Source organism: Streptomyces sp. NBC_00385 (assembly GCF_035917155.1).
GTDB lineage: Bacteria > Actinomycetota > Actinomycetes > Streptomycetales > Streptomycetaceae > Streptomyces > Streptomyces poriferorum.
This window is the reverse complement of the sequence record NZ_CP107951.1, coordinates 5,093,208-5,116,984: the sequence shown is the minus strand read 5'-3', so window position 1 is coordinate 5,116,984 and position 23,777 is coordinate 5,093,208. Positions and strand designations below refer to the sequence as shown.

Annotated in this window: 27 protein-coding genes and 1 pseudogene; 14 read left to right on the top strand and 14 right to left on the bottom strand. The window is 69.7% G+C overall.

Annotated elements, in window-relative coordinates:
• Positions 1–108: 108 nt before the first annotated feature.
• Together OG959_RS22920 and OG959_RS22915 are read left to right on the top strand one after the other, a co-directional pair.
• On the top strand, positions 109–1,095 hold the full coding sequence (locus OG959_RS22920) for a MarR family transcriptional regulator (RefSeq protein WP_326661229.1): 987 nt from the start codon (positions 109–111) through the stop codon (positions 1,093–1,095).
• 81 nt (positions 1,096–1,176) lie between these two features.
• Positions 1,177–1,677, top strand: a complete 501-nt coding sequence (locus OG959_RS22915) for a hypothetical protein (RefSeq protein ID WP_326661227.1) — start codon at positions 1,177–1,179, stop codon at positions 1,675–1,677.
• 85 nt (positions 1,678–1,762) lie between these two features.
• Here the strand turns inward: OG959_RS22915 and OG959_RS22910 are convergent, their stop codons facing one another.
• On the bottom strand, positions 1,763–3,436 hold the full coding sequence (locus OG959_RS22910; RefSeq protein WP_326661225.1) for a tetratricopeptide repeat protein: 1,674 nt from the start codon (positions 3,434–3,436) through the stop codon (positions 1,763–1,765).
• Between the two features lie 474 nt (positions 3,437–3,910).
• Between OG959_RS22910 and OG959_RS22905 the strand changes: the two genes are divergently transcribed.
• Positions 3,911–6,028 carry a PrsW family glutamic-type intramembrane protease gene (locus tag OG959_RS22905; protein WP_326666553.1) on the top strand — a complete coding sequence of 706 codons (2,118 nt, stop codon included), beginning with the start codon at positions 3,911–3,913 and terminating at the stop codon, positions 6,026–6,028.
• An 11-nt stretch (positions 6,029–6,039) separates the two neighbouring features.
• Positions 6,040–6,531 carry a hypothetical protein gene (locus tag OG959_RS22900; RefSeq protein ID WP_326661223.1) on the top strand — a complete coding sequence of 164 codons (492 nt, stop codon included), beginning with the start codon at positions 6,040–6,042 and terminating at the stop codon, positions 6,529–6,531.
• Between the two features lie 267 nt (positions 6,532–6,798).
• Here OG959_RS22900 and OG959_RS22895 read toward each other — a convergent pair whose 3' ends face one another.
• Together OG959_RS22895 and OG959_RS22890 are read right to left on the bottom strand one after the other, a co-directional pair.
• The gene (locus OG959_RS22895) at positions 6,799–7,260 is read right to left on the bottom strand and encodes an ATP-binding protein (protein WP_326661221.1); all 462 of its coding nucleotides are present in this window, start codon (positions 7,258–7,260) and stop codon (positions 6,799–6,801) included.
• Positions 7,257–7,475, bottom strand: a complete 219-nt coding sequence (locus OG959_RS22890) for a hypothetical protein (protein WP_326661219.1) — start codon at positions 7,473–7,475, stop codon at positions 7,257–7,259. Before OG959_RS22890 ends, OG959_RS22895 begins: the two co-directional genes overlap by 4 nt.
• 120 nt (positions 7,476–7,595) lie before the next feature.
• On the opposite strand from OG959_RS22890, the gene OG959_RS22885 reads away from it, so the two are divergent.
• Both OG959_RS22885 and OG959_RS22880 read left to right on the top strand, forming a co-directional pair.
• The gene (locus tag OG959_RS22885; protein ID WP_326661217.1) at positions 7,596–8,474 is read left to right on the top strand and encodes a helix-turn-helix domain-containing protein; all 879 of its coding nucleotides are present in this window, start codon (positions 7,596–7,598) and stop codon (positions 8,472–8,474) included.
• Positions 8,431–8,634, top strand: coding sequence for a DUF397 domain-containing protein (locus OG959_RS22880; RefSeq protein WP_326661215.1), 204 nt, complete (start codon positions 8,431–8,433; stop codon positions 8,632–8,634). Before OG959_RS22885 ends, OG959_RS22880 begins: the two co-directional genes overlap by 44 nt.
• Positions 8,635–8,652: 18 nt before the next feature.
• Here OG959_RS22880 and OG959_RS22875 read toward each other — a convergent pair whose 3' ends face one another.
• Together OG959_RS22875 and OG959_RS22870 are read right to left on the bottom strand one after the other, a co-directional pair.
• A complete protein-coding gene (locus OG959_RS22875; protein WP_326661213.1) occupies positions 8,653–9,081 on the bottom strand; it encodes a nucleoside deaminase in 429 nt (142 codons plus the stop codon).
• The gene (locus OG959_RS22870; protein ID WP_326661211.1) at positions 9,078–9,929 is read right to left on the bottom strand and encodes an LLM class flavin-dependent oxidoreductase; all 852 of its coding nucleotides are present in this window, start codon (positions 9,927–9,929) and stop codon (positions 9,078–9,080) included. Before OG959_RS22870 ends, OG959_RS22875 begins: the two co-directional genes overlap by 4 nt.
• 94 nt (positions 9,930–10,023) lie before the next feature.
• Between OG959_RS22870 and OG959_RS22865 the strand changes: the two are divergent.
• Positions 10,024–10,504: pseudogene (locus OG959_RS22865) on the top strand (Lrp/AsnC family transcriptional regulator).
• 115 nt (positions 10,505–10,619) lie between these two features.
• Here the strand turns inward: OG959_RS22865 and OG959_RS22860 are convergent.
• The 4 genes from OG959_RS22860 to OG959_RS22845 all read right to left on the bottom strand — a co-directional run bounded on the left by OG959_RS22860 (position 10,620) and on the right by OG959_RS22845 (position 14,332).
• Positions 10,620–10,850, bottom strand: coding sequence for a hypothetical protein (locus tag OG959_RS22860; protein WP_326661209.1), 231 nt, complete (start codon positions 10,848–10,850; stop codon positions 10,620–10,622).
• A gap of 88 nt (positions 10,851–10,938) precedes the next feature.
• Positions 10,939–11,850 (bottom strand): SDR family oxidoreductase, encoded by a 912-nt coding sequence (locus OG959_RS22855; protein WP_326661208.1) that lies wholly within the window; start codon positions 11,848–11,850, stop codon positions 10,939–10,941.
• Positions 11,847–12,764 (bottom strand): alpha/beta fold hydrolase, encoded by a 918-nt coding sequence (locus OG959_RS22850; protein WP_326666552.1) that lies wholly within the window; start codon positions 12,762–12,764, stop codon positions 11,847–11,849. Before OG959_RS22850 ends, OG959_RS22855 begins: the two co-directional genes overlap by 4 nt.
• Before the next feature lie 23 nt (positions 12,765–12,787).
• Positions 12,788–14,332 carry a flavin-containing monooxygenase gene (locus OG959_RS22845; RefSeq protein ID WP_326661207.1) on the bottom strand — a complete coding sequence of 515 codons (1,545 nt, stop codon included), beginning with the start codon at positions 14,330–14,332 and terminating at the stop codon, positions 12,788–12,790.
• A gap of 194 nt (positions 14,333–14,526) precedes the next feature.
• Between OG959_RS22845 and OG959_RS22840 the strand changes: the two genes are divergently transcribed.
• A complete protein-coding gene (locus tag OG959_RS22840; protein ID WP_326666551.1) occupies positions 14,527–15,168 on the top strand; it encodes a MerR family transcriptional regulator in 642 nt (213 codons plus the stop codon).
• Between the two features lie 13 nt (positions 15,169–15,181).
• On the opposite strand, the gene OG959_RS22835 is transcribed toward OG959_RS22840, so the two are convergent.
• Positions 15,182–15,997 (bottom strand): exodeoxyribonuclease III, encoded by an 816-nt coding sequence (locus tag OG959_RS22835; protein ID WP_326661205.1) that lies wholly within the window; start codon positions 15,995–15,997, stop codon positions 15,182–15,184.
• A 49-nt stretch (positions 15,998–16,046) separates the two neighbouring features.
• Between OG959_RS22835 and OG959_RS22830 the strand changes: the two genes are divergently transcribed.
• Positions 16,047–16,529 carry a GNAT family N-acetyltransferase gene (locus OG959_RS22830; protein ID WP_326661203.1) on the top strand — a complete coding sequence of 161 codons (483 nt, stop codon included), beginning with the start codon at positions 16,047–16,049 and terminating at the stop codon, positions 16,527–16,529.
• Here OG959_RS22830 and OG959_RS22825 read toward each other — a convergent pair.
• Both OG959_RS22825 and OG959_RS22820 read right to left on the bottom strand, forming a co-directional pair.
• Positions 16,526–17,344 carry an alpha/beta fold hydrolase gene (locus OG959_RS22825; RefSeq protein WP_442805610.1) on the bottom strand — a complete coding sequence of 273 codons (819 nt, stop codon included), beginning with the start codon at positions 17,342–17,344 and terminating at the stop codon, positions 16,526–16,528. The two genes, OG959_RS22830 and OG959_RS22825, sit on opposite strands and share 4 nt — an antisense overlap.
• Positions 17,341–18,135, bottom strand: a complete 795-nt coding sequence (locus tag OG959_RS22820) for an SAM-dependent methyltransferase (protein WP_326661201.1) — start codon at positions 18,133–18,135, stop codon at positions 17,341–17,343. The genes OG959_RS22825 and OG959_RS22820 overlap by 4 nt, the downstream gene beginning before the upstream one ends.
• A 186-nt stretch (positions 18,136–18,321) precedes the next feature.
• On the opposite strand from OG959_RS22820, the gene OG959_RS22815 reads away from it, so the two are divergent.
• From OG959_RS22815 to OG959_RS22805, 3 genes are all read left to right on the top strand, one after another.
• Entirely contained in the window at positions 18,322–19,308 is a 987-nt protein-coding gene (locus OG959_RS22815; RefSeq protein ID WP_326661199.1) for an aldo/keto reductase, read from the top strand.
• A 148-nt stretch (positions 19,309–19,456) separates the two neighbouring features.
• Positions 19,457–20,008, top strand: a complete 552-nt coding sequence (locus tag OG959_RS22810; RefSeq protein ID WP_326661197.1) for a hypothetical protein — start codon at positions 19,457–19,459, stop codon at positions 20,006–20,008.
• Positions 20,005–20,529 (top strand): hypothetical protein, encoded by a 525-nt coding sequence (locus tag OG959_RS22805; protein WP_326661195.1) that lies wholly within the window; start codon positions 20,005–20,007, stop codon positions 20,527–20,529. Before OG959_RS22810 ends, OG959_RS22805 begins: the two co-directional genes overlap by 4 nt.
• Positions 20,530–20,627: 98 nt before the next feature.
• Here OG959_RS22805 and OG959_RS22800 read toward each other — a convergent pair whose 3' ends face one another.
• Complete coding sequence (locus tag OG959_RS22800; RefSeq protein WP_326661193.1) at positions 20,628–21,521, bottom strand: alpha/beta fold hydrolase; 894 nt, start codon at positions 21,519–21,521, stop codon at positions 20,628–20,630.
• An 85-nt stretch (positions 21,522–21,606) separates the two neighbouring features.
• Here OG959_RS22800 and OG959_RS22795 point away from each other — a divergent pair, with 85 nt between their 5' ends.
• Positions 21,607–22,083 carry a MarR family winged helix-turn-helix transcriptional regulator gene (locus tag OG959_RS22795; RefSeq protein ID WP_326661191.1) on the top strand — a complete coding sequence of 159 codons (477 nt, stop codon included), beginning with the start codon at positions 21,607–21,609 and terminating at the stop codon, positions 22,081–22,083.
• Between the two features lie 58 nt (positions 22,084–22,141).
• On the opposite strand, the gene OG959_RS22790 is transcribed toward OG959_RS22795, so the two are convergent.
• Complete coding sequence (locus tag OG959_RS22790; protein WP_326661189.1) at positions 22,142–23,167, bottom strand: HEAT repeat domain-containing protein; 1,026 nt, start codon at positions 23,165–23,167, stop codon at positions 22,142–22,144.
• 131 nt (positions 23,168–23,298) lie between these two features.
• On the opposite strand from OG959_RS22790, the gene OG959_RS22785 reads away from it, so the two are divergent.
• Positions 23,299–23,703: a DUF6416 domain-containing protein gene (locus OG959_RS22785; protein ID WP_326661187.1), complete on the top strand. Its 405-nt coding sequence runs from the start codon at positions 23,299–23,301 to the stop codon at positions 23,701–23,703.
• Positions 23,704–23,777 lie beyond the last annotated feature (74 nt).

The window sequence follows — 23,777 nt, the reverse complement described above, 5'->3', positions numbered from 1 at the left end:
GCAGCGTCGCGACTGCTTACGGTGCCCACGACGTAGCGACCCCGACGCGGTGTTGAAGCACCGGCCGGGGTCTCACCCCAAGATCGAAAAGCAAGGAAACACGATCTCGTGGCTACCCCGAACTTTAGCTCCGCCCTGCCGACGCCCGCAGTCACGGCTCCGTGCCCGAAGGCCAGTCCCGGCTACGGCAAGCGTTCCGTCCCGGACCAGTGCCCGCCGCGCGCCGACGACTTCGCGTTCCTGCCGGAGCGGGAGCGGTACATCGCCGATTACGTCGACACGCTCCCTGAAGGCGCCGCGATGAACATCAAGTCGCTCGCCAAGCAGCAACCCCTGTACGGGCAGATGGCCGTCGGCAGCGCGCTGCGGGCCCTGGGCGTGGCCGGTCACCTGCGCCAGGCGCGGTGCGCAGTCGGTGACGGCGACAGCCTCCGCTGGGTCACCCGCACCTTCTGGTCCCGCACGGCCCGCGACAACGAGTGGTGGACCACCTTCCTGGCCGCCGAAGCGACCCACCGCCTGCCGCAACCGGTGGCCGCATCGCCCACACCCCCACCGCCGTGGGTTCCGGCCGCGCCCGACGAGCCCGCCCCCGTCCCGCCCGTACCGCAGCAGCGCACCATCTCGCAGGACGGGTCACCGGACTATCTCGCGTTGACCCAACTGGGCGCCGCCGACAAGCGCCTGGGACTCTCCGAGGACGACTGCCGGGCGCTGGAGGAGCTGGCCGCCGAGTGGTTCGCACGCGGCGCGGACGCCGACTACCTCGTCCACACCCTCACCGCCGGGCTGCCCGGAACCGTCGACTCGCCCCGCGGCTTCGTCAGGAAGCGCCTCGTCACCAAGGTCCCGCCCCAGCGACCCGCCACCCCGGCCCCCGCACCGCCGGGCACGTCGGCACCCCGTCTGATGGTCGAGTGCACCGACTGCGGGGCGCCCGGCAGGTCCGAAGCGTTCCGCGACGGCCTGTGCGGGCCCTGCCGCCAGCCTGCCGGTGCCCCTGCCGGTGCCCCTGCCGCGGAACCGGTCCCGGACATCGAGCGCAACGTCCAGGCTCACGTGACGCGGCTTCGCGAACAACTCAAGCTGCGCTGACGGTCTCACACCCCGAACCAGCGGTCGCTGACGCACGCAACTCCACTTCAGCCACGCGGCGTCGGCTGCCATACTGCCGTCGTGGATCCCACCCCCGAGCACATGAGCTCCAGGACAGCCGCCGCATGGACGGCCGCGCTTGCTGCCCTCGGCGGGATGACCGGCTTCGTCTGGGGAGGCGGGTTCCTCGCTGTCACCTGTGGCCTTTCTCTGGCGGGCGGTGGTGCGCTGGGGGCGGTTCTGTCCCACCGTCGTATGGTCGCGGCCGCTCAGGGAGACCGGGCGGCCGGGACGGCCGCCCCTGGGCACGGCGACAGTGCCGCGGACACGATGATGCTGGGCATACACGCTTACAAGCACTCCGTGTTTCCGCTCTCCGGCCCTGGCGCTGTGGACCCTGTGGAGCGCAGGGCTTGCCGTGAGGAGGCCTACCGGCTCACGGCCGCCGAGGGGCTTCCCCACCACATCCGTGAGGCCGCGGCCGCCACTCTGGAAGCAATCGACGGCGGCTGTGAACGTGCTGCCCTGGCCGCCGTCGAAGACCTCAGGGGAGTCATCCGGAAGCGGCACTGCGACCTGTAGACACCTCCGGAAAGGGTTTCCGGGCCCGCGGTCGCCCTCCGGAGAGAGCGACCACGGTCCCGCATCGCGGCCCCGTCGCTGAAGGTCACGCCGACAGGGCCGCCTCCACCTCCTCCAGCACCTTCTTCGGACGGACCATGCGGGACAGGAGGTCGAGGTCGTCGCGGTCGTAGCGGGACCTCACGTCCTCCTCCCACCGGTCCACGGCTTCCTCCAGCGGTTCGACGGCCTCCTCCGAGCGGCCGAGCCGGTGCAGGACGAGGCCGTAGTATCCGGCGGCCTCCGTCCAGTACGCGGAGCCTTCGCCCTCCTCCCAGGCGGTGCGCAGGAACGGCTCCGCCTCGGCGTACGCGCCCCGCTGGGCCTTCAGCTTGCCCGCGAGCATGGAGTTCAGCAGGGGCCCGCCGTCGGCCGCGCGCACGTACCAGCGCTCGGCCTCCTGGTAGTCGCGGTGCTGCTCGGAGAGCCAGCCCATGTGGTGGCAGGAGTGGTGGTCCCCGCCCTCGGCGGCCCTGCGGTGCCACGCGTCGCGCAGCGGGAAGCGGCGCAGCGCCGCGTAGAGCTCCGCCACGTCGTACGCCGCTTCCGAGTCCCCCGCCCCGGCGGCGGGCTCCATCCAGCGCAGCAGGTAGCGGGCGTTCTTGCCGCGCCAGTCGTTGAGCATCGCCGCGTACTCGTACCCGGCCCGCGCGTCCCCGGCCTCGGCCCGCTCGCGCAGCCCCGGAAGGAGGCGGAAGTCCACCTCGCCGGAGGTGGGGGCGCCGCCCTCGCGGAGCGCGGTGATCCGGGCGAGTTGCTGGACGGCGTCCTTGTCGTCGTCGCCGAACTCCGCGAACCAGCGCTCGGCCTCCTCGTACCGGGCCTGCCGCATGTACAGCATCCCGAGGTTCCACATGGGCGGTTCCTCACCCGCGTCGACGGCGAGCAGGTGGCTGCGTTCGGCCTCTTCGAGCTCGCCGCGCTGCTCGTGCTTGATCCCGAGCTGGGCCGCAGCCTGCTCGCACCCGGCCTCGTGTGCCCGGAGCAGCAGGTCACGGGCCCGGGGCCAGGACTCGTCGCCACCGGTCTCGGTGAGGAACAGTGCGTAGTAGAGGCCCGCCCGGGCGCTGAGCGCGGAGCCCCGGCGGTAGAGGGCGTCGGCTTCGGTGATCAGCCCCGGGTAGTCCGCGAAGTGCTTGTCGAGTGCGAAGAGGGACTTGACCGCCGTCGCGGCGGCCTCCCCGTCCTCGTCGGCCTCAGCCGCTTCGAGGCCCGTGGCCGTGGCGTCGAACGCCGCCTTGAACGAGTCGAAGAGCTGGGACCAGCGGAAGACCGCGATGTCGCCCAGCTCGGTGTCGCTCATCAGGAACGCGGACGCTTCCTCGACCCGCCCCTCGGCCGCCATCAGCTTGCCGAGCTCGATCTTGCAGTCCAGATTCCGCCCGTTCTCCCAGCCCCGCCGCAGCCACTCGGCGGCCTCCGGGTCCCCGTCCTCCTTCAGCAGCACGCCGAGCCCGTACGCACTCCCCGAGTGCCGTTCGGCGACGGCCCGGTAGAGCGCGTCCGCCGCCGGCCGGTCGCCGCGGATCTTCCGGTACCGGGCCAGCGTGTAGTGCGCGAAGGCGTCCCCGGCCGCCGCTGCCTGTTCCCAGTAGGGGATGCCTTCGTCGATGTGATTCCCGAATACGAAGAAGTCCGTACCCCGTCGCACGCCTTCGTTGTCACCGGCATGAGCGGCGGCGACGAGCGCCTCACCGCGAGCCTGTATGTCCTCCGTCATCCCGGCATCGTGCCAGGGGCCACCATGTACCGGCCAATCGAGGGCTGTTGGCCACCCGGCCACCGTTCCCCGGGGATCCATCCTCGCTACGCGGACTCCACCAGCACCTGAAGCCGCGCTGACGACCTCCCCCGCCCGTCACTCTGTTCCGCGGCGTGTCGTGCCAGACAGTGGCGCCCTGACCGGCGGCTACGCGAAATCCGCGCCACTGCACCCACCCGCCCGACAAGGCTGCTGAGTTGTAGCCGGATCGACCAAGGCCATGCACAGGGCGAGGCAACCCCGCCGAGGATGATCCGTCCAGCAACTCGGCATCGACGTCCACAAGGGACCAATAGGGGCTCAATCCACATCATCTCAGCCCGCTGGCCGACCAGTTGTGTCCGTATACCCACTTGCTGACCACCGAGCCACACACCTACCATGACGTTCGCTTGTGCAAATTGCAGTTGCGCTTCAATGCCGGGGGTGGGCATGACATTGGTGATGGCAGTTGCTGCAGTCTGGGGCGTGCTGCAACTGTTCGCGCTGTCGTGGCCTACACGCTCGGTACGGCTCTCAACGGTGCTGTTGGCGTTCGCGGCAGGGGTGTACGGGTGCGGCGTGGCGACGGCTCTGCTGCAGCTCACCTACACCCGCCTGTATGCGGACCAGTCCGGACAGCCACTGTCCGAGGTGGTGGGGTCCTCCAGCTACACGGTGGCACCCTGGCTGGAGGAACTGGTCAAGGTCTCGCCCCTGTTGCTGGCCGGCCTCTACGCCAAGGTCCGCAGGCAGTGGGGGCTCACCGACTTCGTCGTGCTGGGCGCCGGGCTGGGAGCCGGGTTCGGCCTGCTGGAGGCGGTGCTCCGATACGGCTTGGACACGAGCCGGGCGATCCCGCGCGAAGGCGGCGGGTGGGTCATCCCGGACAGCCTCTTCCCGCCGTACATTCCGGGTCCGGAGCAGGTGCTCACTGCCTGGCTGCCCGGCCCCACCGGCCAGTCGGCGATCATCGGGCCACAGGTCGCCGAGACCTTCTCGCATCTCGTGTGGACAGCCTTGGCAGGGCTGGGCGTCGGATTGCTGTGGCGAACCCGGGGCTGGGTGCGCGTGCTGGCGGCACTACCGGTAGCAGCCGCGTCCGCGCACCACGCGGTGAACAACTACGCCGCCGAGAAAGCCACGGAACAGGCCGAGCAATGGCTGGAGACTCTGAACGAGCATGCCTGGGCCGTCCCCCTGGTGTGCCTGGCCATCGCCATGGCCATCGACGTGTACCAACTGCACAGCGGGAAACGCACCGTTCCGGGGGTACTGACGGCCGCCGAGCGCGCCGACGGCGACACTGCGGCCGCAATGCTCCGCTACGCGTCCTGGCGCCCGCAATGGACTCTGCTCATCGCGCTTCGCTACATCCGGCTGCGCCGCTCCCTGCTGTACGCCACCGCTCTCTCACCTCCACGCGAAACCGAGCCGCTACGCCAGGCAGTCGCCCGGATCACCGAACAAATAGACGCCACCGACCGGCAGAGCGCCTGGGACCCCGAAGAGATACGGACGCGTCTCAAAGCCGCCCGGGCCGGCACTTCCGGGCACAGATGGCTGCTCCTCATCCCGTGCGTGCTCATGCTCCCCGGGGTGCTCTTCCTGGGCGTCGGCTCGTTCAAGTCCACCGCCGAACTCCAGAAGTACTTCACCACCGGAAACGGCCCAAAGATTCTGATGGGCTTCGGAATCGCGGCCCTGGCCTGGATCGCCTGGCAACTGATCACCCTGCTCCGCACCTGGCAGCCGACCTCGATCCAGCCTCACGGTGAGCCCCTGGCCGCGCACCGCTTCCGCATCGCCACCGCCCTCGGAGGGGCCACCACCGGCCTCCTGCTCCTCTACCGAGGGCTCGGCGACGCCGGCCCCGACGGCAAGGCCGTCCCCACGCTCCACCTGATCGACGCCCTCGACAACTTCCTGGTCTACCTCGGTTTCGCCCTCGTCCTGCTCTCCCTCCTCGCCCTCTTCCCGCCCGGCGGCCTCGCATTCGCCGGCATCGGGGCAGCCGGTGCCGGAACAGCCGGCGCCGTCACGGCCCAAGCCGCCATCAATGCCGCTCTACTCGGAACAGTCGGCGTCGTTCTCATGGCCGCGGGAGCTCAGGGAGGGACGGGTGATTCGAGCGGCGGGAACCGCAGCACTACGCCACAGTGGCTTAAAGACAAATGGAAAAAAGGACGTCAGTTCAACAGTGACAATTGGCCCCGCTACCCCGCCAATGAGATCTATCTGGAGAATGGAAAATATCTTGACTCATACCGCCCGGGCAAAGAAATTGTATCGCGTAAAGATACACAGATAGCCAAGATCAAGCAAAACACGTTCCGAAAGAATCTGAGTGAACTGATAGGCAAATACAAAGAAGGTACCAAGATCCCGGATACGGCAAAGGCCAGAATGGAGTATCCACACCTCATAGGCAAGAGACTGGAAGGTGACTACTATCTCGAAGTCCCCGTTCAAACTTCTCCGGTTCCAAAATGGGCACTTAAGGACGCAGAGAAGAGCGGCGTGATCATCCGAGACATCAAGGGTTTCATCTATAAACTCCCGAAGGGATAGGATCAGGAACTATGAACTGGACATACAGCGAACGATGGAACAAGTTGACCGAACGCCCCATGACACCGATGACCGAAAGAAAGGCCCGCTCCCGGCACTCGACCGGTCAGCTGTACACCGCCGTACCTGCCTCCGACACGCAAGGCTCTCCGGCCTTGCGTGTCGAGATCCGCTGGGAGACCGAATACGCCGGGGTCATCTTCATGGACCACTACGGGCGCGACGAGTTGCGATATTCGTTCTCCGTGATTAACGGACGACTCTTTCTTGACGGAGTAAGGCGATACGAATACGGCAATTCGCTAGTACGCGGAGGGTATGCGAATGCCACCTACATGGAATCGTACGACTTCACCCCCGACGGCGTTGCCCATCGGACCGTTGAGTCCGGGGCCGACTCCTCCAGGGAGAGCCGGGAAATGGACGTCACCCTCAACTGGGAGAGGATCCCAGAATTTGGGGAGTACGACTCCCTTATGCGACGTGATCGCGAACACCCCTGACCAACATCGCACTCCGACGACATTTCTACTGCAGTTCTTGGTGTCGCAGAGAAATCCATTGAGGGATGCCCGCCGCCCACCCGCCGGGGTACGACACGGCCCCTGACTTCCAGGATCGCAGCTGAGGTGTGCGTTCGAGCCAGCCCCTCGCATCCTGCAGCGGCAGTGCCCCCGAGCCGGTTGCCCAACCCGGAGTCGAAAGCGATCCGTGCGTCTACGCACGCGCGCAAGGCCGCCCCTGCCACATCCACCACAGCCACCTCGCTCTCAACTCCCCACCGGCTTCCGGACCGGGACGCGAAGCGGACCCGAGCGGCAGTTGGGCGCGGCCCACGGGGCGTCGGCGCGCCGGACGGGCGCCCGCAGTTCGCACCACACCGTCTTGCCGTGCAGCCCCCGCTCCACGCCCCACCGCAGCGCCAGCGCGTCCACGAGCAACAGTCCCCGCCCGGACTCGTCACCGGCGTCAGCTGACCGGAGCGCCGGCCAGACGCCGGGTGAGGGGTCGCTCAGCTCGGCGCGGACGCGGCCGGTGTGCGTGCCGCTCACCCGGAGCGTGACAGGGACCCCCTCACCGAGATGCACGATCACGTTCGTCAGCAACTCGCTGACGCAGAGCGTCAGATCGGTCGTATCCGCGCCCGCGAACCGCGCCCGCAGCGTCCGCCGCACCTCCGGCACCGCCTTCGGCACGGCGAGGAGGTCCACCGTGAACGGCAGCACTGTCATCCTCCGGCCGCCGGGCGCAGCACCTCGGCCAGCCGACGTGCCGTCTCCACGTTGCAGTTGCCGAGTGCGATCAGCGGTGGCCGGGTCGTGCGGGCGGCGAAAGTCAGGGGGTCGACGCCCAGGGACGGGAGGGTGATGCCGTGCGCGGTGAGTGCGGCGCGCAGGGCGTCGATGGCCGCGCCGACGTCGTACGTCTCGTACTGCGAGTCGTTCATGAGGGGCCGTACACCTTTCGTTGCTGTCTGTGACGAACGCCTCACACGCTGCCGTAGGGACCTCTACCGTGAAAAGGGATTCCCGCTCCACAGAGCACAGCGCGAAAGGCGGTCGGCAGAGTGGCCACACGCAAGGAGATCGACGGATCTGCGGGAGTCCCGCAGTTCTACGGGAAGGAGCTGCGCTTCAAGAGGGAGGAAGCGGGCCTGACCCTGGAGAAGCTGGCGGACGGCAGCTTCTTCGGCATCACGTACTTGAGCGAGATCGAGCACGGGCATCGGCGGATGCCGAGGGAACTGGCGCAGCATGTGGACCGGGTGCTGGGGACGGACGGGTTCTTCCAACGGCGTTGTGAAGACGTGCGGAAGGCCAGGCGTAGGGGGCACGCGGAGTACTTCGAACGCGTGCTGGAGGCGGAGAAGCACGCCGAGTCCATCGAGCAGTGGTCACCGACCGTCTTCCCCGGCCTGCTCCAGACAGCTCAGTACGCCCGGGCCGTGATCTGCGCAGAGCGCACGCCTGAACTCCCCTCGGAGATCGACGAGAAGGTCAGCGCACGGCTGGAGCGGGCACAGATCTTCGATGCGAGTCACAGGACCCCGCAGTACTGGGTGGTCCTGCACGAGTCGCTGCTGCGCCTGCCGATCCTGCCGTCGGCACACCTTGCGGACCAGCTGGACCACGTCGCCGCCCTCATCAGGCGCGGCCGGATCTTTACGCAGATCCTTCCGTGGAACACGGGAGCACACGCCCTGATGCTGGGCAACGCCATGGTCCTGGACTTTACGGACGCACCGCCACTGGTCTACATGGAAGGCCAGCACCACGGAAACACCGTCGACGATCCGGCCCTCGTGAAGCAGTATCGGAGGTCGTACGATCTCCTCAGGGCCGCCGCTTTGCCGCCGGAGGCGTCCCTCGCCATGATCGAGGACGCGGCAGAGGAATACCGAAATGGTGCGCAACCAGACCGACTTGAGCGACGCCCGCTGGCGTAGGAGCAGCTACAGCAATAGCAGCGGCGGCGACTGCCTCGAAGTCGCCGACGGCCACCCCGGCCTCGTCCCCGTCCGCGACTCCAAGCGCCCCCACGGCCCCGTGCTCATCGTGAACGCGGCCGCCTGGGCGCCCTTCGTCGAGGCCGTCAAGGCGTCCTGAACCGCCGGACGAGCGTGTTCAGGCGTAATACGGCTCCATCGCCGCCCGCACCTCCTCCAGCAGCGCAGGTCCCTCCTGCGGCACGGGCGGGCGGCCGTTGCCCGGCCTGAGGGTCAGGAGCTGTTCGCCGGAGAGGGCGAACACCACGCGACGCAACCCCGCTTGCTGGACGGCCGCCGCGCACCTCGAGCAGGGCTCGCAGCTGGTGTACATCGTGGTGGCGGCCGCCGTGGGCGCGTCCAGTTCTCTCGCCGCCCATCGCGCCAGCTTCAGTTCCGGGTGCGCGGTGATGTCCCGGTCGGTGAGCGTCGTGTTGCGGTCCTCCGCCAGGACCGTTCCGTCCGGGGCCGCCAGCAGCGAGCCGAACGGCGGGTTGCCGCTCTCGATCGCCTCAGCCGCGAGGGCGATGGCGCGCCGGAGGAGGGTGTGGTCGTCGGGCGTGGTCATGACTGCTCCTTCAGGTTCAGGTGTGCCGCCACCGTGGCGAGTGCCTGCTGGGCCGGTTGTGGATTACTCGTCTCTCGGGGGTCGCCGTTGTACGGGTCGAGGACGACCGTGTCGGCGCCCAACAGCCGTAGTTGGTCGAGGTCGTCCATGATCTGGTCGATCGTGCCCTCACCGGCGAGGCGTTCCGGGCCGGTGACCGGGGTCGAGGTGGGCCGGAGCGCGATCCGGGGAGCGAAGGCGGGAACCGGGAGGCTCTGTTCGTACGCGGCCGAACGAAGCCGGTCCGCGGCCTCCCGCAGCCAGGGCATCGTGCAGCGCAACGGGTGCCAGGCGTCACCGAGGCGCACGGCACGGCGGACGCCCGCATCGCTGTTGCCGCCGACCCACAGCGGGATCTGCCCACTTCCGTACGCGGCCGTGTCGGACCAGGCCTCCCGCAGGTCCCGCAGGGCGGCATCGGTCAGCCGTCCCCGCTGCTGGAAAGGGATGCCGAGGGCGGCGAACTCCTGCCGCGCCCAGCCGATCCCGACGCCGAGGACGAGACGGCCGCCGCTGAGTGCGTTCAGGTTGGCCGCCATCCGGGCGGTCAGCAGCGGGTGCCGGTAGGGGGCGATGAGGACCGTCGTGCCGAGGCGGACCCGGGTGGTGAGGCCGGCCAGCCAGGACAGGGTGGTGAAGGGCTCGTAGAAGGGCGCCGGATACCGCTCGGCGACGTCCGGTGTGATGGCGATGTGGTCGGAAAGCATCAGCAGGTCGAAGCCCAGGCCTTCCACGGTCCGGGCCCAGTCGTGCAGGACGCCGGGGTCGGTGCCGGGTCCGAAGTTGGGGACGTTCACTCCGATCTTCACCCGGTCGAGCCTAGCCACGTCGCACGGCCCACCAGAAGAGATTCCTGCCGGTCCAGGCGGAGTTCACCCGTGGATAACCCGGTAATCTGCGCGAATGGCCGAGAATCTTGACGCGACCGACTGGGCGATCCTCGACGAGCTCCAGCGGGACGGCAGGATCGCGTTCACGGAGCTGGCCCGGCGGGTGAACCTGAGCGCGTCGGCGACGACGGAGCGGGTGCGGCGGCTGGAGGCGGCCGGAGTCGTCACGGGGTACCGGGCCGAGGTGGATCTGGAGCGGGCCGGGTATGTGGCGCTGGCGATCGTGCGGCTGAAGTACCCCGGGAGCCGGCACGAGCCCCTTGCACCGGATGCTCGGGGAGCGGGCGGAGATCCTGGAGTGTCTGCGTACCACCGGGGACGACTGCTACGTCCTGAAGGTGGCGGCCACATCGATGGCGCACCTGGAGGAAATCGTCGACGCGCTGGCCGAGTTCGGGAGCACGACCACCAATCTCGTCTTCAGCCGGACCCTGCCGTCGCGCGGCCCGCGGGAACCCCACGCTCGGCCTTCGAAGGCATCGGCACAGCAGTGACCTGAGGGCGCGGTGCCGGAGGTCGCTCAAGGTAAGGCACCCGCACCGCGCGGAAGGGGCGCACCCGGAACGAACCGGGTGCGCCCCTCAGCGCGCGACGCTCAGAGACGCGACGTCAACGGTCGAAGCGCTCCTGCACGCCGTCCGCCGCACCCTGGGCGCGGTCACGACCCTGCTCGGACGCCTGACGGGCCCGGTCGTTCGCCTGCTGGCGACGGTCCTGGCCCTGGCCCTGGCGCTGGCCCTGGTTCTGGCCCTGGTTCTGGCCCTTGCCGTCCTTCATCTTCTTCTGACCCTGGTCGGCAAGCTCCTGCGCCTTGTCCTTGAACTGGTCGGCGATGCCCATGCTGTTCACTCCTATGTGGGGGTGCGTGGGGATGGCCCCGTGGGGGCCTCGACCAGACTTACACGCTGGGACATTCAACGCATTTCGATCACTTACGCTGCGTATCCGCCGCCGCCCGCGACGCCCGTTCGTCCTGGTCAGCCGCACCTCCGGCACCCACGAGCCCCTTGCCGACCCCCTCCAGTCGGGGGCCGAAGCGCTTCATCTCCCGTTGGCCGACCGCACCGATCAGGCTCGGCAGGTAGCCGCGTACGGACTGCATGCCGCGCAGCCACCACTGGGCGTACACATGCGGGGAGCGCCGCTCGATGCCGGCCACGATGCGGTCGACGGCCGGGCCCAGCGGGTACGTGCGGTTGGACGGCCACGGCAGCCGCTGGCGCAGCTCGCGCATCACGTCGTCCTCGTCCGCGCCGCGCACCATGTCGGTGTCCGTCCAGGAGAGGTAGCCGACGCCGACCTTCACGCCCCGGTAGCCGACCTCCGCCCGCAGGCTGTGTGCGAACGCCTCGACGCCCGACTTGGAGGCGCAGTACGCGGTCATCATGGGCGCCGGGGTGATCGCGGCGAGCGAGGCGATCTGGAGGAAGTAGCCGCGGCTCTCCATCAGGACCGGCAGGAACGCCCGGCCGGTCACCGCGCCGCCGATCAGGTTGACCTCGATCACCCGCCGCCAGGCCACAGGATCGGAGTCGACGAACGGTCCGCCCGAGGCGACGCCCGCGTTGGCGACGACGATGTCGACCTTCCCGAAGCGCTCCTTGACCTCCTGCGCGACCCGCGCCATCGCCTCGTGGTCGGTGACGTCCGCGTGCCAGTGGTCGCTGTCCCCGTGCAGCCGCTCGGAGACCTTCTTCAGCTCGTCCGGCTCCAGGCCCACCAGTGCCAGTGTCGCGCCGCGCGCCGAGAGCTTGCGCGCGAGCAGCTCACCCACACCGCGCGCCGCGCCCGTGACGACGACGACCTGTCCGTCGAGACCGCGCCTGCCGCTGCCGCTCATACGACCTCCTCCTTGCCGTCGATGTGGGTCGTACCCCGTACCGGGAGGTACGTGGTCACCAGTTCCCGGATCTTCGCCGTGACGGTCTCCGGCGCCTCGACCGGCGTCATGTGGCCCATGCCTGTCAGTTCGGTGAGGCCGAGGCAGTCGGGCAGCGCCGCCGCGAGCGCCCGGGCGTGGACGGGCGGGGTCAGCCGGTCGTCCGTACCCGCGATCACCGCGGTGGGCACCCGCAACTCCCGTACGCCCTCGTCGAGATCGAGGTCCGCGAGCACGTGCCCCCAGGCGACCCGGGCCGCCCGCGGGCAGGCGTGCACGATCCGTGCGCAGGCGTCGACCCGGTCCGGGGCCGAACCCGCCCCCATGGTCCCGTACTTGAGTATGCGGCGGGAGACCGGTGTGACCGGTCCGAGCGGCGCCCGCGCCCCGAGGATCGCACGCGTCATCCGGGTCCGCACGGCGCCGGGCCGCATCGGCACGACGAGGGACTCCGCGATCAGCCGGGAGCTGCCCGTGCTGCACAGCAGGGCGGCGGCCGCGTGCTCGCGCAGCCCGGCCCGGCGCGAGGCCGACATGATCGTCATGCCGCCCATCGAGTGCCCGGCCAGGACGGCCTTCTCCCCGGGCGCGAGGGTGGCGGCGAGGACGGCTTCGAGGTCGTCGGCCAGCGCCTCGGTGGTGTATCCCCCGCGCCCCGCCGACGGCGAGGTGCCGTGGCCGCGCTGGTCGTAGGCGATGACTCGGTGGTCGACGGCGAGGTCCCGGATCTGGGCGTCCCAGAAACGGGTGTTGCAGGTCCAGCCGTGGGAGAGGACCACGGCCGGGGCGCCGTCCTGGCCGTGCACCTCGACGTGGATGCGGGAGCCGTCGGCGGAGACGGCCATCAGTTCCCGTACGGGCAGCGGCCGGCTCATCCCGCCGCTTTCTCGGCGACTGCTCATCCCGCCACCTCCTCGGTGACGGCGGTGACGGTGGCGGTGGTGGCGGCCTTCTGCACGTCCTGCGGTGCCTTGGCCCGTACGACCTGGTACTCCGTGATGTCGACCTCCCGCGTCACCTTGCGGAACTCGGCGGTGGTGCCCGGCCAGACCGTGGTGTTGCGCCCACTGGCGTCCAGGTACCAGCTGTCGCAGCCGCCGGTGCTCCAGACCGTGCGCTTCATCCGCTCCTGGACGCGACGGGTCCAGGACGCGACGGACGAGGGGCGCGCGTCGAGGGCGACGCGGCCGCCCAGCACGTTCAACTGCCGCATGTAGTCGGCCATGTAGTTCAGCTGGGCCTCGATGATCAGGATCATGGAGGAGTTGCCGAGCCCGGTGTTGGGACCGATGACCGTCATCCAGTTGGGGAAGCCGGCCGCGCTCGTCCCGCGCAGCGCCTCCATGCCGTCCTTCCAGGCCTCGGCGAGCGTGATGCCGTCCGCGCCCACCACCCGCTCGGCTATCGGCATGTCGGTGACGTGGAAGCCGGTACCGAAGATGATCGCGTCGACCTCGGCCTCCGTACCGTCCGACGCCACGACCGTGGAGCCGCGGACCTCGCTCAGACCGGAGGCGACCACGTCCACGTTGGGCTGGGCGAGTGCCGGGTAGTAGGCGCTGGAGAGCAGGATGCGCTTGCAGCCGATGCGGTACGAGGGGGTCAGCTTGGCCCGCAGCGCCGGGTCCTTGACCGAGCGCGCCATGTTGGACTTGGCTATCCGCTCGATCATGCCCAGCTGGTTCGGGTGCTTGGTGAAGGCGCCGACCTGCAACTCCCGTATCCCCCACAGCAGTCCGCGGCGCGCGGTGCCGGTGAAGGGGAGCGTGCGGTGCAGCCAGCGCTCGGCGCCGCTGATCTGCCGGTCCATCCGGGGCATGACCCAGGGGGCGGTGCGCTGGAAGAGCGTCAGCTTGCCGACCTCGGGCTGGATCGACGGAACGATCTGGATGGCGGAGGCGCCGGTGCCGATCATCGCGACGCGCTTGCCGGCCAGGTCGGCGTCGTGGTCCCAGCGGGCGGAGTGGAAGACCTTGCCGGGGAAGTCGGCGAGCCCCGGTATGTCGGGCATCTTCGGGTCGGAGAGCGGGCCGGTCGCGGAGACGACGACGTCGGCGACGATCGTGGCGCCGTTCGCGGTCTCGATGACCCAGTTCAGCTCGTCGTTGTCCCAGCGCATCAGGCTCACTTCGTGGTTCAGCCTGAGGTGCGGCCGGAGCCCGAAGGTGTCCGCGACGTGCTCCAGATAGGCGCGGATGTGCTGCTGCCCGGAAAAGGTGCGCGGCCACTCGGGGTTGGGCGCGAAGGAGAACGAGTAGAGGTGGGACGGTACGTCGCAGGCGCATCCCGGATAGGTGTTGTCGCGCCAGGTGCCACCGACCGATCCGGCCCGTTCCAGGATCACGAAATCGGTGATGCCCTCACGGCGCAGCCGGACGGCGGCCCCCAGACCTCCGAACCCGGATCCGATCACCGCCACGCGTACATGTTCGTGCTCGGCCATACTGCCGCCTCCTGCGGTACGTCCCACGACTCTGCCAGCAATCACTGGCATTGTTGGGAGAGTAGAGCAGCTTCGTACCGATGGGTAGGGGTGCGGCGAGGGAAAGTTACCGGCGGTACAACAAGCGGCCCGCGCGCGGGGGAGGCCGATAGGGTGCGGAGGTGGCAGAAGGACGCGAGCACCGCGAATACCGCATGGAGGAGCTGGCCAAGGAGGCCGGCATCCCCGTCCGCACCCTGCGCTTCTACCGGGAGCGCGGCCTGATCTCGCCACCCCGGCGCGAGGGCCGCATCGCCTGGTACGACGACCATCACCTGGCCCGCCTGCGCACCATCGCCGGGCTGCTGGAGCGCGGCCACACCCTCACCGGCATCGCCGACCTGGCCCGCACCTTCGAGAGCGGCCGGGATGTCGCCGAGGTGCTGGGCCTGGGCGAACCGACCGAGGAGACCCCGGTCCGGCTCACGCCCGAGCAGCTGGCGGACTACTTCAAGGACGACTCGACGCCGGAGAACCTGGCGACAGCCATGGAGCTGGGCTACCTCGGCACGGACGGCGACGAGATCGTGCACATCAGCCGCCGCCTGCTGGAGGTGTCGGCCGAGCTCGTACGCGAAGGGGTCCCGCTCGCCGAGGTGCTCGCCTCCGGCCGCCGGGTCCGCGAGCACGCGGACGCCCTGGCCGACCTCTTCGTCGCGACCCTGCGCGCCCACAGCACGGAGGCCGAACCACCCCAACTCCGCCCGCTGGCCCGCGCGGTGGTGGACGCGGAACTCTCCATGGCCCTGGACCGGCGACTGCGCCGCGACGCGAAGCCGCCCCAGCCGCCGGCGTAGGCCGTACCGCGTCCTACCGCTCGTACACCACCGTCACCGGCGCGTGGTCGCTCCACCGCTCGCCGTGCGTCGCGGCCCGCTCGACCAGGGCCTTCACGGCGCGCCCGGCCAGACCGGGCGTCGCCACCTGGTAGTCGATGCGCCAGCCCGTGTCGTTGTCGAAGGCGCGCCCGCGGTAGGACCACCACGAGTAGGGCCCCTCCACGTCCGGGTGCAGGGCGCGTACGACGTCGACGTACGCGGCCTCGTCGAAGACCCGGGTCAGCCACTCCCGCTCCTCGGGGAGGAAGCCGGAGCTCTTCTTGTTGGCCTTCCAGTTCTTCAGGTCGGCCTCCCGGTGCGCGATGTTCCAGTCGCCGCACACCACGACCTCCCGGCCCTCCGCGGCGGCCCGCGCCTTCAGGCCGGTGAGGTAGGGCAGGAAGGCCGCCATGAAGCGCTCCTTCTCGTCCTGCTTCTCCGTACCGACCTCGCCGGAGGGCAGGTACAGGCTCGCGACCGTGACGCCCGGCAGGTCGATCTCGACGTACCGGCCGCTCGCGTCGAACTCCTCGCTGCCCGCGTCACCGAATCCGCCGAAGCCGGTCTGTACGCGCTCGGGCGCCCGGCGGGAGTAGAGCGAGACCCCGGCCCGGCCCTTGGCGGCAGCCGGTGCGTGGACGGTGTGCCAGCCCTCGGGCTCACGCACCTCCTCGGGCAGCTGCTGCGGCTCGGCCCGCACTTCCTGGAGGCAGATCACATCGGCATCGGTCTGCGCCAGCCACTCGACGAAGCCCTTCTTGGCGGCGGCACGGAGTCCGTTCACATTTACGCTGGTAACGGTGAGCATTCCGGCACGATACCGACCCAGCCGGTCGCATACATGTACCATAATTCGCATGAATATCCAGCAGCGGCCTTACGATCACCCCGACGCCGTCAAACTCAACGACCAGGTGCAGCTCGAATACGCCGAGCGCTACGGGGACGAGGGCGACATCACACCGCTGGACGCCACGATGTTCGACCCTCCGCACGGGCTGTACCTGCTCGCGTACGACGCGTCGGACCGCCCGGTCGCCACCGGCGGCTGGCGCTCGCAGGAGCGCAACGACGAGGGCTACTCGGACGGTGATGCCGAGCTCAAGCGGATGTTCGTGATACCCGAGGGACGCGGGCATGGCCTGGCCCGCCGCATCCTGGCCGCCCTGGAGGCCGACGCCCGTGCGGCGGGCCGCACCCGCATGGTGCTGGAGACCGGCGACCAGCAGCCCGAGGCGATCGCGCTCTACCTCTCCAGCGGCTACGCGCCCTGCGAGAAGTTCGGGCACTACCGGACGTACGACAGCAGCCGCTGCTTCGCGAAGCCGCTCCGGCCCTAAGGCCTGTCCCGCGCCAGGAACCGCACCACCGCGTCGTTGAACGCCTCGGGCCGCTCCAGACCGGGCAGGTGCCCGGCCCCCTCGACCACGACCAGTTCCGCGCCCGGAATCAGCCCGTGCAGGATCCGGGCCTCCGCGACGGGCGTGTAGACGTCGTCCGCCCCCACGACGACGAGGACCGGCACATCCGCAACGGCGAGCGAGTCGCGGTAGTCGGGCCGCTCGGCCCGGCCCCGCAGCGCGGCCGCCGCCCCCTCGGGAGCGGTACCGCGCATCATCCCCAGCACCTGCGCGGCGACATCCGGCAGCCCGGTGACGTTGTACGGCGCCAGCATCTTGTCGATCACCTCGTCCGCGTACCCGCCCATCCCCTCCGCGAGCAGCCGGTCGGCGAGACGGTTGCGGAACGCCTTGCCGTCCTCGGTCTCGGGGACCGGTGAGGTGTCGGCCAGGACCAGCGCCGCCACCCGGTCCGGGTGCGAGCGATGGAACTCCATGGCGATCTGCCCGCCCATGGACACCCCGCCGACGACCGCCCGCGCGATGCCCAGGTGGTCCAGCAGCTCGGCGATGTCCGCGGCGAAGACAGCGAACAGGGTGCGTCCCGGGACGACGCCGCTGTCCCCGTACCCCCGCAGGTCGGCCACGACCACCCGGTACCCGGCCGCGACCAGCGCGTCGGTCTGCGGCTGCCACATGGTCCGGTTGAACGGATGCCCGTGCACGAGGACGACGGGCGGCGGCTCGGCGTCCGCCGCTCCCAGGTCGTCGTACGCGATCAGTGTGCCGTCCTGCGCCGTGAACCGGCCGCTCACCGGACCACCCGCCCGACTCCCACATAGAAGCCACTGCGCTCGACGACCGGCGCCGGCTCCTCGCGGTACCACTCGGTCGCGGGAACGAGCCCGGGCTCGACGAGCTCCAGCCCCTCGAAGAACGGTTCGACCTCGGCACGCGTACGCATCTGCAACGCGATGGCGCCCTTCTTGTACGCCTTCTCGGTCTCCTGCCTCAGCTCCGGGTGCTGATCGGCGGTGCCGTGCGTAAGAGCCAGGTAGCTGCCGGTGGGCAGGGCGCCGACGAGGGTGCGGGTGATGCCGTACGGATCCTGGTCGTCCGGCAGGAAGTGCATCAGCGCGTTCAGCGAGAGCGCGATGGGCCGGTCGAAGTCCAGTAACCGCGCTGCCCGTTCCAGGATCACCTCCGGTTCCCGCACATCGGCGTGGAGGTAGTGGGTGGCCCCTTCGGGGGCGCTGACGAGGAGTGACTCCGCGTGCCGCAGAACGACCGGGTCGTTGTCCGCGTAGACGACGCGGGCCGTCGGCGTGATCGCCTGGACGATCTGGTGGAGGTTGGGTTCGGTGGGGATGCCGGTCCCGATGTCCAGGAACTGGTCGATCCCGTCGCGCGCCAGCCAGGCGGAGGACCGGTGCATGAACGCCCGGTTCCGCGCGGCGTTCCCACGCGTCTCCTCCGGCAGCGTCCGCGCGAACTCCTGGTCCGCCGGGTAGTTTTCCTTGCCGCCCAGGAACCAGTCGTAGACCCGGGCGGGATGAGGCCTGCTGGTGTCGATCGGGGGCTGGGGTTCGGGTATGTCCGCCGTCACTGGTCGCTCCTCGGTGCGGAGAATCTCACGATCGGGTAAACGCTTTCAGCGTAGGCGACGGCTGCCGCCCCCGCGGCTGATCCCCTTCGACTTCCTTTCGACTCCCTTGCGTTGAAGTGCACTTCAACAAGCACACTCCCTTTCGCGGCCACCCGAAGACGGTGACCGGAACCGGAGGGGAACGTCATGAAGTACCGCACCATCGGCACAGATCCCGCCACCCGCCGTGAGGTGAGCGTCCTCGCACTCGGCGCCATGCTCTTCGGGTCGGTCACCGACGAGAAGACCTCGTTCGCGATCCTGGACCACTTCGTCGAGTCCGGCGGCACGTTCATCGACACCTCCGACAACTACGCGTACTGGGTCGAGGGCGGCCTCGGCGGCCAGAGCGAGCGCCTGCTCGGCAAGTGGCGGCGCAGCCGCGGTATCGGGGACGAGATCGTCATCGCCACCAAGCTGGGCGCCGAACCTCTCGCTCCCGGAACCGGGTTCGTCGACAACCCGGAGGGCCTGTCGGCGAAGGCGGTCCGTGAGGCCGCGGAGCGCAGCCGCGAACGCCTCGGGGTGGAACGGCTCGACGTCCTCTACGCCCACATCGAGGACCGCTCCGTCCCGCTCGCCGAAACGGTCGAGGCGCTCGGGGAGCTGAGCGCGGCCGGCACGGTGGGGCTGCTGGGGGCCAGCAACCACGCCGTCTGGCGGGTGGAGCGCGCCCGGGCGCTCGCGGCCTCCGCCGGCCTGCCCGGCTACGAGGTGCTGCAGTACCAGCACAGCCATCTGCGCCCCCGCTTCGACGTCCCCAGCCCTCTCTTCGAGGACGGCAGCCTGGGCCATGCCGGGCCCGAACTGCTCAGCTACCTGCGCGCCGAGCCGGACCTGACCCTCGTCGCCTACTCGCCGCTGCTCGCCGGCGCGTACACCCGCCCGGACAAGCCGCTCCCCCAGGACTACGACCACCCCGGCACGCCCGCCCGCCTCCGGGTCCTGCGCGAGGTCGCCGCGGAGACGGGGGCCGGAATCAACCAGGTCGTCCTGGCCTGGCAGATCGGCGGCCGACTGCCCGTGATCCCGCTGGCCGGGGCGTCGTCGGTGGCGCAGCTGAAGGAGAACCTGGCGGCGGTGGATCTGGAACTGACCCACGAGCAGCGGGGGCGGCTGGACGGGGCGCACTGAGAGCGCGGGCTCCGCATTCGTCCGGCCTCCCTCAATTCTTCCTCAGAGATTCCGGCAGACTCCCGATAAACGCTTCCGGGGCCCGTAGGTTCTCCCCTGACCTCGTTGACCTGACCAGTCAACCGAGCATCCATCAAGGGGGAATTGAATGCACAACACCGTACTGAGGCGTGTCCTCGTTCCGACTGCCGCGGTGGCGTTCGCCATGGCGGCGACCACCACGGCCGACGCCGCGACGGGCAGCGGGGCACTCGTCGTGCCCCGCTGCGACAACCCGGTCAAGCAGTGGGTCCAGGTGAGCGGCAAGAAGAGCTACCACGTTCCGTCCTGGTGGCACGGCACCAGCTTCAAGGACGGCCCGGGCGGATCCATCAGGGTCAGCGTCGAGAAGGCGGGCAAGATCGGCGTCGAGGTCAGTGGCACCGCGGGAGTGAGCGCCGGTGTCCTGCTCGCCGAGGTGAAGGCCGAGTACAGCGTCAAGGTGGTGGGAGAGGTGGGGGTGACCGTCGGACACCACTACACCCACGCCGTGCCGGCGAAGAAGTACGGGCACCTTCAGTACGGTTCCTGGGGCTACAAGGTGAACTGGACGAAGTACAAGACCAGTGCCGACCGTTGCGGCAAGGTGAAGATCGGGTCGGGCACCGCGAAGCTCCCCACCAAGGAGACGGGCTGGCGCTACTGGACGACCAACTCATGACGCCGCACCCGCTCCTCGCACGACGCGGCTCCGTGCTCGGCTGCGTCTCCGCGGCGGTCCTCTCCCTCGCCGTGGGATGCACGAGCGTCTCCGACGGTCCGGGCCTGCCGAGCGCCTCGTCGAGCGGTCGGGCGACGTCACCGGAGTCCCCGTCCGCACCGCGGGCCGACGCCGAGAAGCGACTCGGCAGACAGGTTCGGGAAACCCTCGGCACGGCGGATCTCGGCGCGAACGAGCCACGATTCGTCGAGGCGGGCCTGGAGCGGGTCGGTGACGGTTCCCACAGCGAACCGGAGCTGAACCGGGGGAGCTCGTACGAGGTGGCGGTCGTCTGCGCCGGATCGGGGAGGATCACGCTGTCCATCGCCCTGAAGAGCCCCGTCCGCCGAACGGTGTCCTGCGACGGCGTCCCGTTCAGCCAGGAACTCGCCGCCTCGTCCGGCAAGGTCCGCATCGATACGGCGGCACTGCCGGGGGCCACGGGCATGGTGGGCTGGCGCGTGGACCGGGCCGAGGGCTGACCACCCCGCCGGCAACGTCCGAGCCGGGCCCGTGCCCGGGGCCCGGCTCGGACTCGGCCCGGTTCAGTGCCCCGGCCCGATGACGCTCAGGCCTGCTGCTAAGGGCTGTCGATCCTTCCGGTGAACTCCAGGAGGGCGGCAGCGAGTGCTTCGGGGGCTTCCTGCGCGATGAGGTGGCCGACCCCTTCAAGGTGCACCGCGGTGACCTCACCGGCGGCCACCTGCCGGAAGGTCCTCTCGGTGATCCGTCCATGGCCCGCCGCCTCAACGGTGAGCACCGGTACGGCGATCGGGTGCGACTCGGCAAGCGCCTGGGTCGCACCTCCGTCGGAAAGGACGCCCCGGTAGAGCCCCTCCGTACCCCGCCAGGCGTTCGGGCGCGCGTAGGTCCGGACGAACTCGTCGATATCGCCCTCCCCGAGGGCGCCCTCCGTCCCGTTCATCAACGGGAAGGCCCAGTCGGCCAGGAGCTCTCGTTCGTGGCCCGGAAGGAGCATTCCGGGTATGCCCGGGGCGCCGAGGAATCCGACGTGCCAGGAACCGCGGTTGTTCACATCGGCAAGAGCCTCGAATCCGTAGCCGGCCAGGGCGGTCTCGATCCCGGTGAAACTGATGACGTCCTCGGGGTGAGTCGCCGCGAAGCGGAAGCCCGTGCCGCCGCTGATGTCCTGGCACACGAGGTGAACGGGACCCGCGCCGACCTGTCCGACGAGATGGTGCAGATCCTCGGCGGAAACCGCCTCGCCGTACTCGGTGTCGGCGTTGCCCGAGTCGCCGAACCCGCGAAGGTCGAGGGCGAGGACCCGGTGGGTCCGGGCGAGGAGCGGAATCAGCTTGCGGAACGCCCACCACGTCTCCGGCCACCCGTGAACCAGCAGGATCGGGGAGCCGCCGCAGCCGGCGGAGACGTAGTGCAGTTGCGTGCCGTTGACGTCGGCGAGGTGGTGGGTGGCGCCCGGAAGGGTCGCACCGGAGGGCATGGTGAGGGTCACAAGCAGCTCCCACATAGGCAACCTGGTTGCCAATCAAGATAGGCAACCAGGTTACCCATGTCAACGGTGACCGTATGCTGGCCGCATGTCCAGATCAGGCGCCGATCTCGCGCTGCTCCTGCTCGCCGGCTTCCGCACCCTGGCGGACCGAGCCACCGCCGAGCTCGCCGAGCGCGGGCACGAGGACGTGCGGACGGTGCACGATTTCGCCCTCCACTCGATCCTGTCCGGCGCGGACAGCGTGTCCGAGCTGGCCCGCAGGATGTCGGTGACGAGGCAGGCCGCCGCGAAGACGCTCGCCGTACTGGAGGAACGCGACTACGTGGCGCGCCGGCCCGACCCGGCCGACGGCCGACGGACACGACTTCGCGTCACCGATCACGGACTCGCACTGCTGGCACAAGGCGAAGCGATCTTCGACGAGCTGCGTGAGCAATGGGAGGAGCAGGTGGGCGCCTCGTCGGTCTCCGCACTCGAGGAGGCGCTCCGATCGCTCGTGGGCGACCATGCGATCCGGCTCGACGCACCGGGCTGGAGCGCACGCGACCCCGACGTGCCGTAGTCCCCTCCGCAGTCCCCTCCGCGTGCATGTCCATGAGGGCAGACCCTCTACGAACGCACTACACGGGCAACGCCCCTGCGGGATGGCCGTGTTCCCGGCCGCACGCGGTGAGAGCAAGGGCCCCCTGGCCCGAAGTCCTCGTATGCGTCCCCAGAGCCCTGGGGTCGACCGACAGCCGCGCCGCGATGTCGTCGGCGTAACAGGTGTCGGGTATCCGCAGGTCCTCCTTCACCTGGCGGTACCGGGCGACGACCGCATCGGCGTCTGCGGCGTTCACGCCGTCGAAGGCGCCTCGGGGAAAGCCGTTCTCCTGGTGCGGCAGGAGGTAGCCGGTTTCGGCCGGATGCGCGGGACCGCCATCGCCGTTCTCCTCGGCGTCGAAGGCGTCGTAGTGACGGACGACTTCTCCGTCTTCGGCAATGCACCAGGCGGTCCAGCCGTCACCGCCGCTCACCCCGTACCAATGGGCCGATCCGAAACGGCGGCTGAGCTCGGCACACCGCTCCCTCACGACGAGGCCGAACACCTCTTCCCGGTCGTCCGCGTCCTGAATGCGGTGGGTGTCCTGGGAGGAGTGGCCGAAGACGAGCGTCCAGCCGTCCAGAGCGGGACTGACGAAGACGCGGGAGCAGGCGGAGTGCGGACGGTTCTGCTCCCAGCTGTGGTAGACGCGGTGCCAGACCGCCTCGCCGGTCCGGAGCGTGGCCGGCTGCGGGTTGCCGAGATCGAACGCTGCCAGCACCGCGTCCTGGTCTGCGGTCGGCACCGCGTACCAGGCCCCGCACAGCCGCATGCCGACCGGCGTCTCGGCCAGTAGCTTGATCCGTGACAGACGGCGCCAGGCCTCCTGGTCCCTGGAGTCGAGGCCGTCCGGCCCCGCGATGTCGGCGAGCACCTCCAGCGCCCCCGCTCGCACCCCGGGGCCGGGTGCCGGCCGACTGCGCACGCGCCGCAGGTGGGGCACGGCCGCGGTGCCGATCTCCCGAAGTGCCCGGACCGTGTTCTGCCGGACCTCGGGGTCCGGGTCCCCCAGCAAAGGGATCAGCCGCTCGATGTGACCCCGGGAAAGCAGTCCCTCGTCCATGGGAGGCACCCTAATCGGGGGTACTGACAGGGGCGTCGGACGTGAGGCCGGTCAGGTACGCAGAAGCCCCGTGCCGCGCACCCATGGGCCGAGGCAGAATGATGACCCCAACAGGAAGCCGGGGATGGGATGTGACGGTGTATCTGTCCGAGGGTGATTCCCGCTGGGCCGAGCATTCCGGTGGCACGGGGCACTCCGGTGCCCCGGAATGGGGACCACAGGACCTGGAGCGTGCCGCGGCGTTCCTGGCCGAGCTCACGCCACAGGCCCAGCAGGTGTTCGACTACCTGCTGCGCAACCCCGGCCGGATGGTCCACTGCACGGAACTGGTGGACAAGGCCCTGGGCGGGCCGGTTGAGGGCAATCCGGCCCGCCGCGTGGCAGGTGTGCTGTCCGGGATGAGCAAGGGTTACGGCAACAGTGGGCGGCGGTACCCCTTCTACTGGTGGGAAGCCCCTGACGGAAGCGCGGGGGCGACGTACGCCGTCCGCCCCTCGGTGGCGGCGGTGTTCCTGGCCGCTCGGCTCGGCCGGTGACTTCCCCCCTCCCCCGCTCCTCCACCGCCATCGTGTCCGGCCTCTGAAGGCTGACGGACGGCCCACGGACCCTG

Excerpts from the sequence above, each read along its gene's own strand:
- OG959_RS22805 (WP_326661195.1), top strand. The coding sequence starts at position 20,005 with ATGACGCCGCACCCGCTCCTCGCACGACGCGGCTCCGTGCTCGGCTGC.
- OG959_RS22905 (WP_326666553.1), top strand. The coding sequence starts at position 3,911 with ATGACATTGGTGATGGCAGTTGCTGCAGTCTGGGGCGTGCTGCAACTG.
- OG959_RS22875 (WP_326661213.1), bottom strand. The coding sequence starts at position 9,081 with ATGACCACGCCCGACGACCACACCCTCCTCCGGCGCGCCATCGCCCTC.
- OG959_RS22835 (WP_326661205.1), bottom strand. The coding sequence starts at position 15,997 with ATGCTCACCGTTACCAGCGTAAATGTGAACGGACTCCGTGCCGCCGCC.
- OG959_RS22855 (WP_326661208.1), bottom strand. The coding sequence starts at position 11,850 with ATGAGCGGCAGCGGCAGGCGCGGTCTCGACGGACAGGTCGTCGTCGTC.
- OG959_RS22790 (WP_326661189.1), bottom strand. The coding sequence starts at position 23,167 with ATGGACGAGGGACTGCTTTCCCGGGGTCACATCGAGCGGCTGATCCCT.
- OG959_RS22810 (WP_326661197.1), top strand. The coding sequence starts at position 19,457 with ATGCACAACACCGTACTGAGGCGTGTCCTCGTTCCGACTGCCGCGGTG.
- OG959_RS22850 (WP_326666552.1), bottom strand. The coding sequence starts at position 12,764 with ATGAGCCGGCCGCTGCCCGTACGGGAACTGATGGCCGTCTCCGCCGAC.
- OG959_RS22840 (WP_326666551.1), top strand. The coding sequence starts at position 14,527 with ATGGAGGAGCTGGCCAAGGAGGCCGGCATCCCCGTCCGCACCCTGCGC.
- OG959_RS22795 (WP_326661191.1), top strand. The coding sequence starts at position 21,607 with ATGTCCAGATCAGGCGCCGATCTCGCGCTGCTCCTGCTCGCCGGCTTC.
- OG959_RS22845 (WP_326661207.1), bottom strand. The coding sequence starts at position 14,332 with ATGGCCGAGCACGAACATGTACGCGTGGCGGTGATCGGATCCGGGTTC.
- OG959_RS22880 (WP_326661215.1), top strand. The coding sequence starts at position 8,431 with ATGGTGCGCAACCAGACCGACTTGAGCGACGCCCGCTGGCGTAGGAGC.
- OG959_RS22900 (WP_326661223.1), top strand. The coding sequence starts at position 6,040 with ATGAACTGGACATACAGCGAACGATGGAACAAGTTGACCGAACGCCCC.
- OG959_RS22830 (WP_326661203.1), top strand. The coding sequence starts at position 16,047 with ATGAATATCCAGCAGCGGCCTTACGATCACCCCGACGCCGTCAAACTC.
- OG959_RS22895 (WP_326661221.1), bottom strand. The coding sequence starts at position 7,260 with ATGACAGTGCTGCCGTTCACGGTGGACCTCCTCGCCGTGCCGAAGGCG.
- OG959_RS22890 (WP_326661219.1), bottom strand. The coding sequence starts at position 7,475 with ATGAACGACTCGCAGTACGAGACGTACGACGTCGGCGCGGCCATCGAC.
- OG959_RS22815 (WP_326661199.1), top strand. The coding sequence starts at position 18,322 with ATGAAGTACCGCACCATCGGCACAGATCCCGCCACCCGCCGTGAGGTG.
- OG959_RS22910 (WP_326661225.1), bottom strand. The coding sequence starts at position 3,436 with ATGACGGAGGACATACAGGCTCGCGGTGAGGCGCTCGTCGCCGCCGCT.
- OG959_RS22860 (WP_326661209.1), bottom strand. The coding sequence starts at position 10,850 with ATGGGCATCGCCGACCAGTTCAAGGACAAGGCGCAGGAGCTTGCCGAC.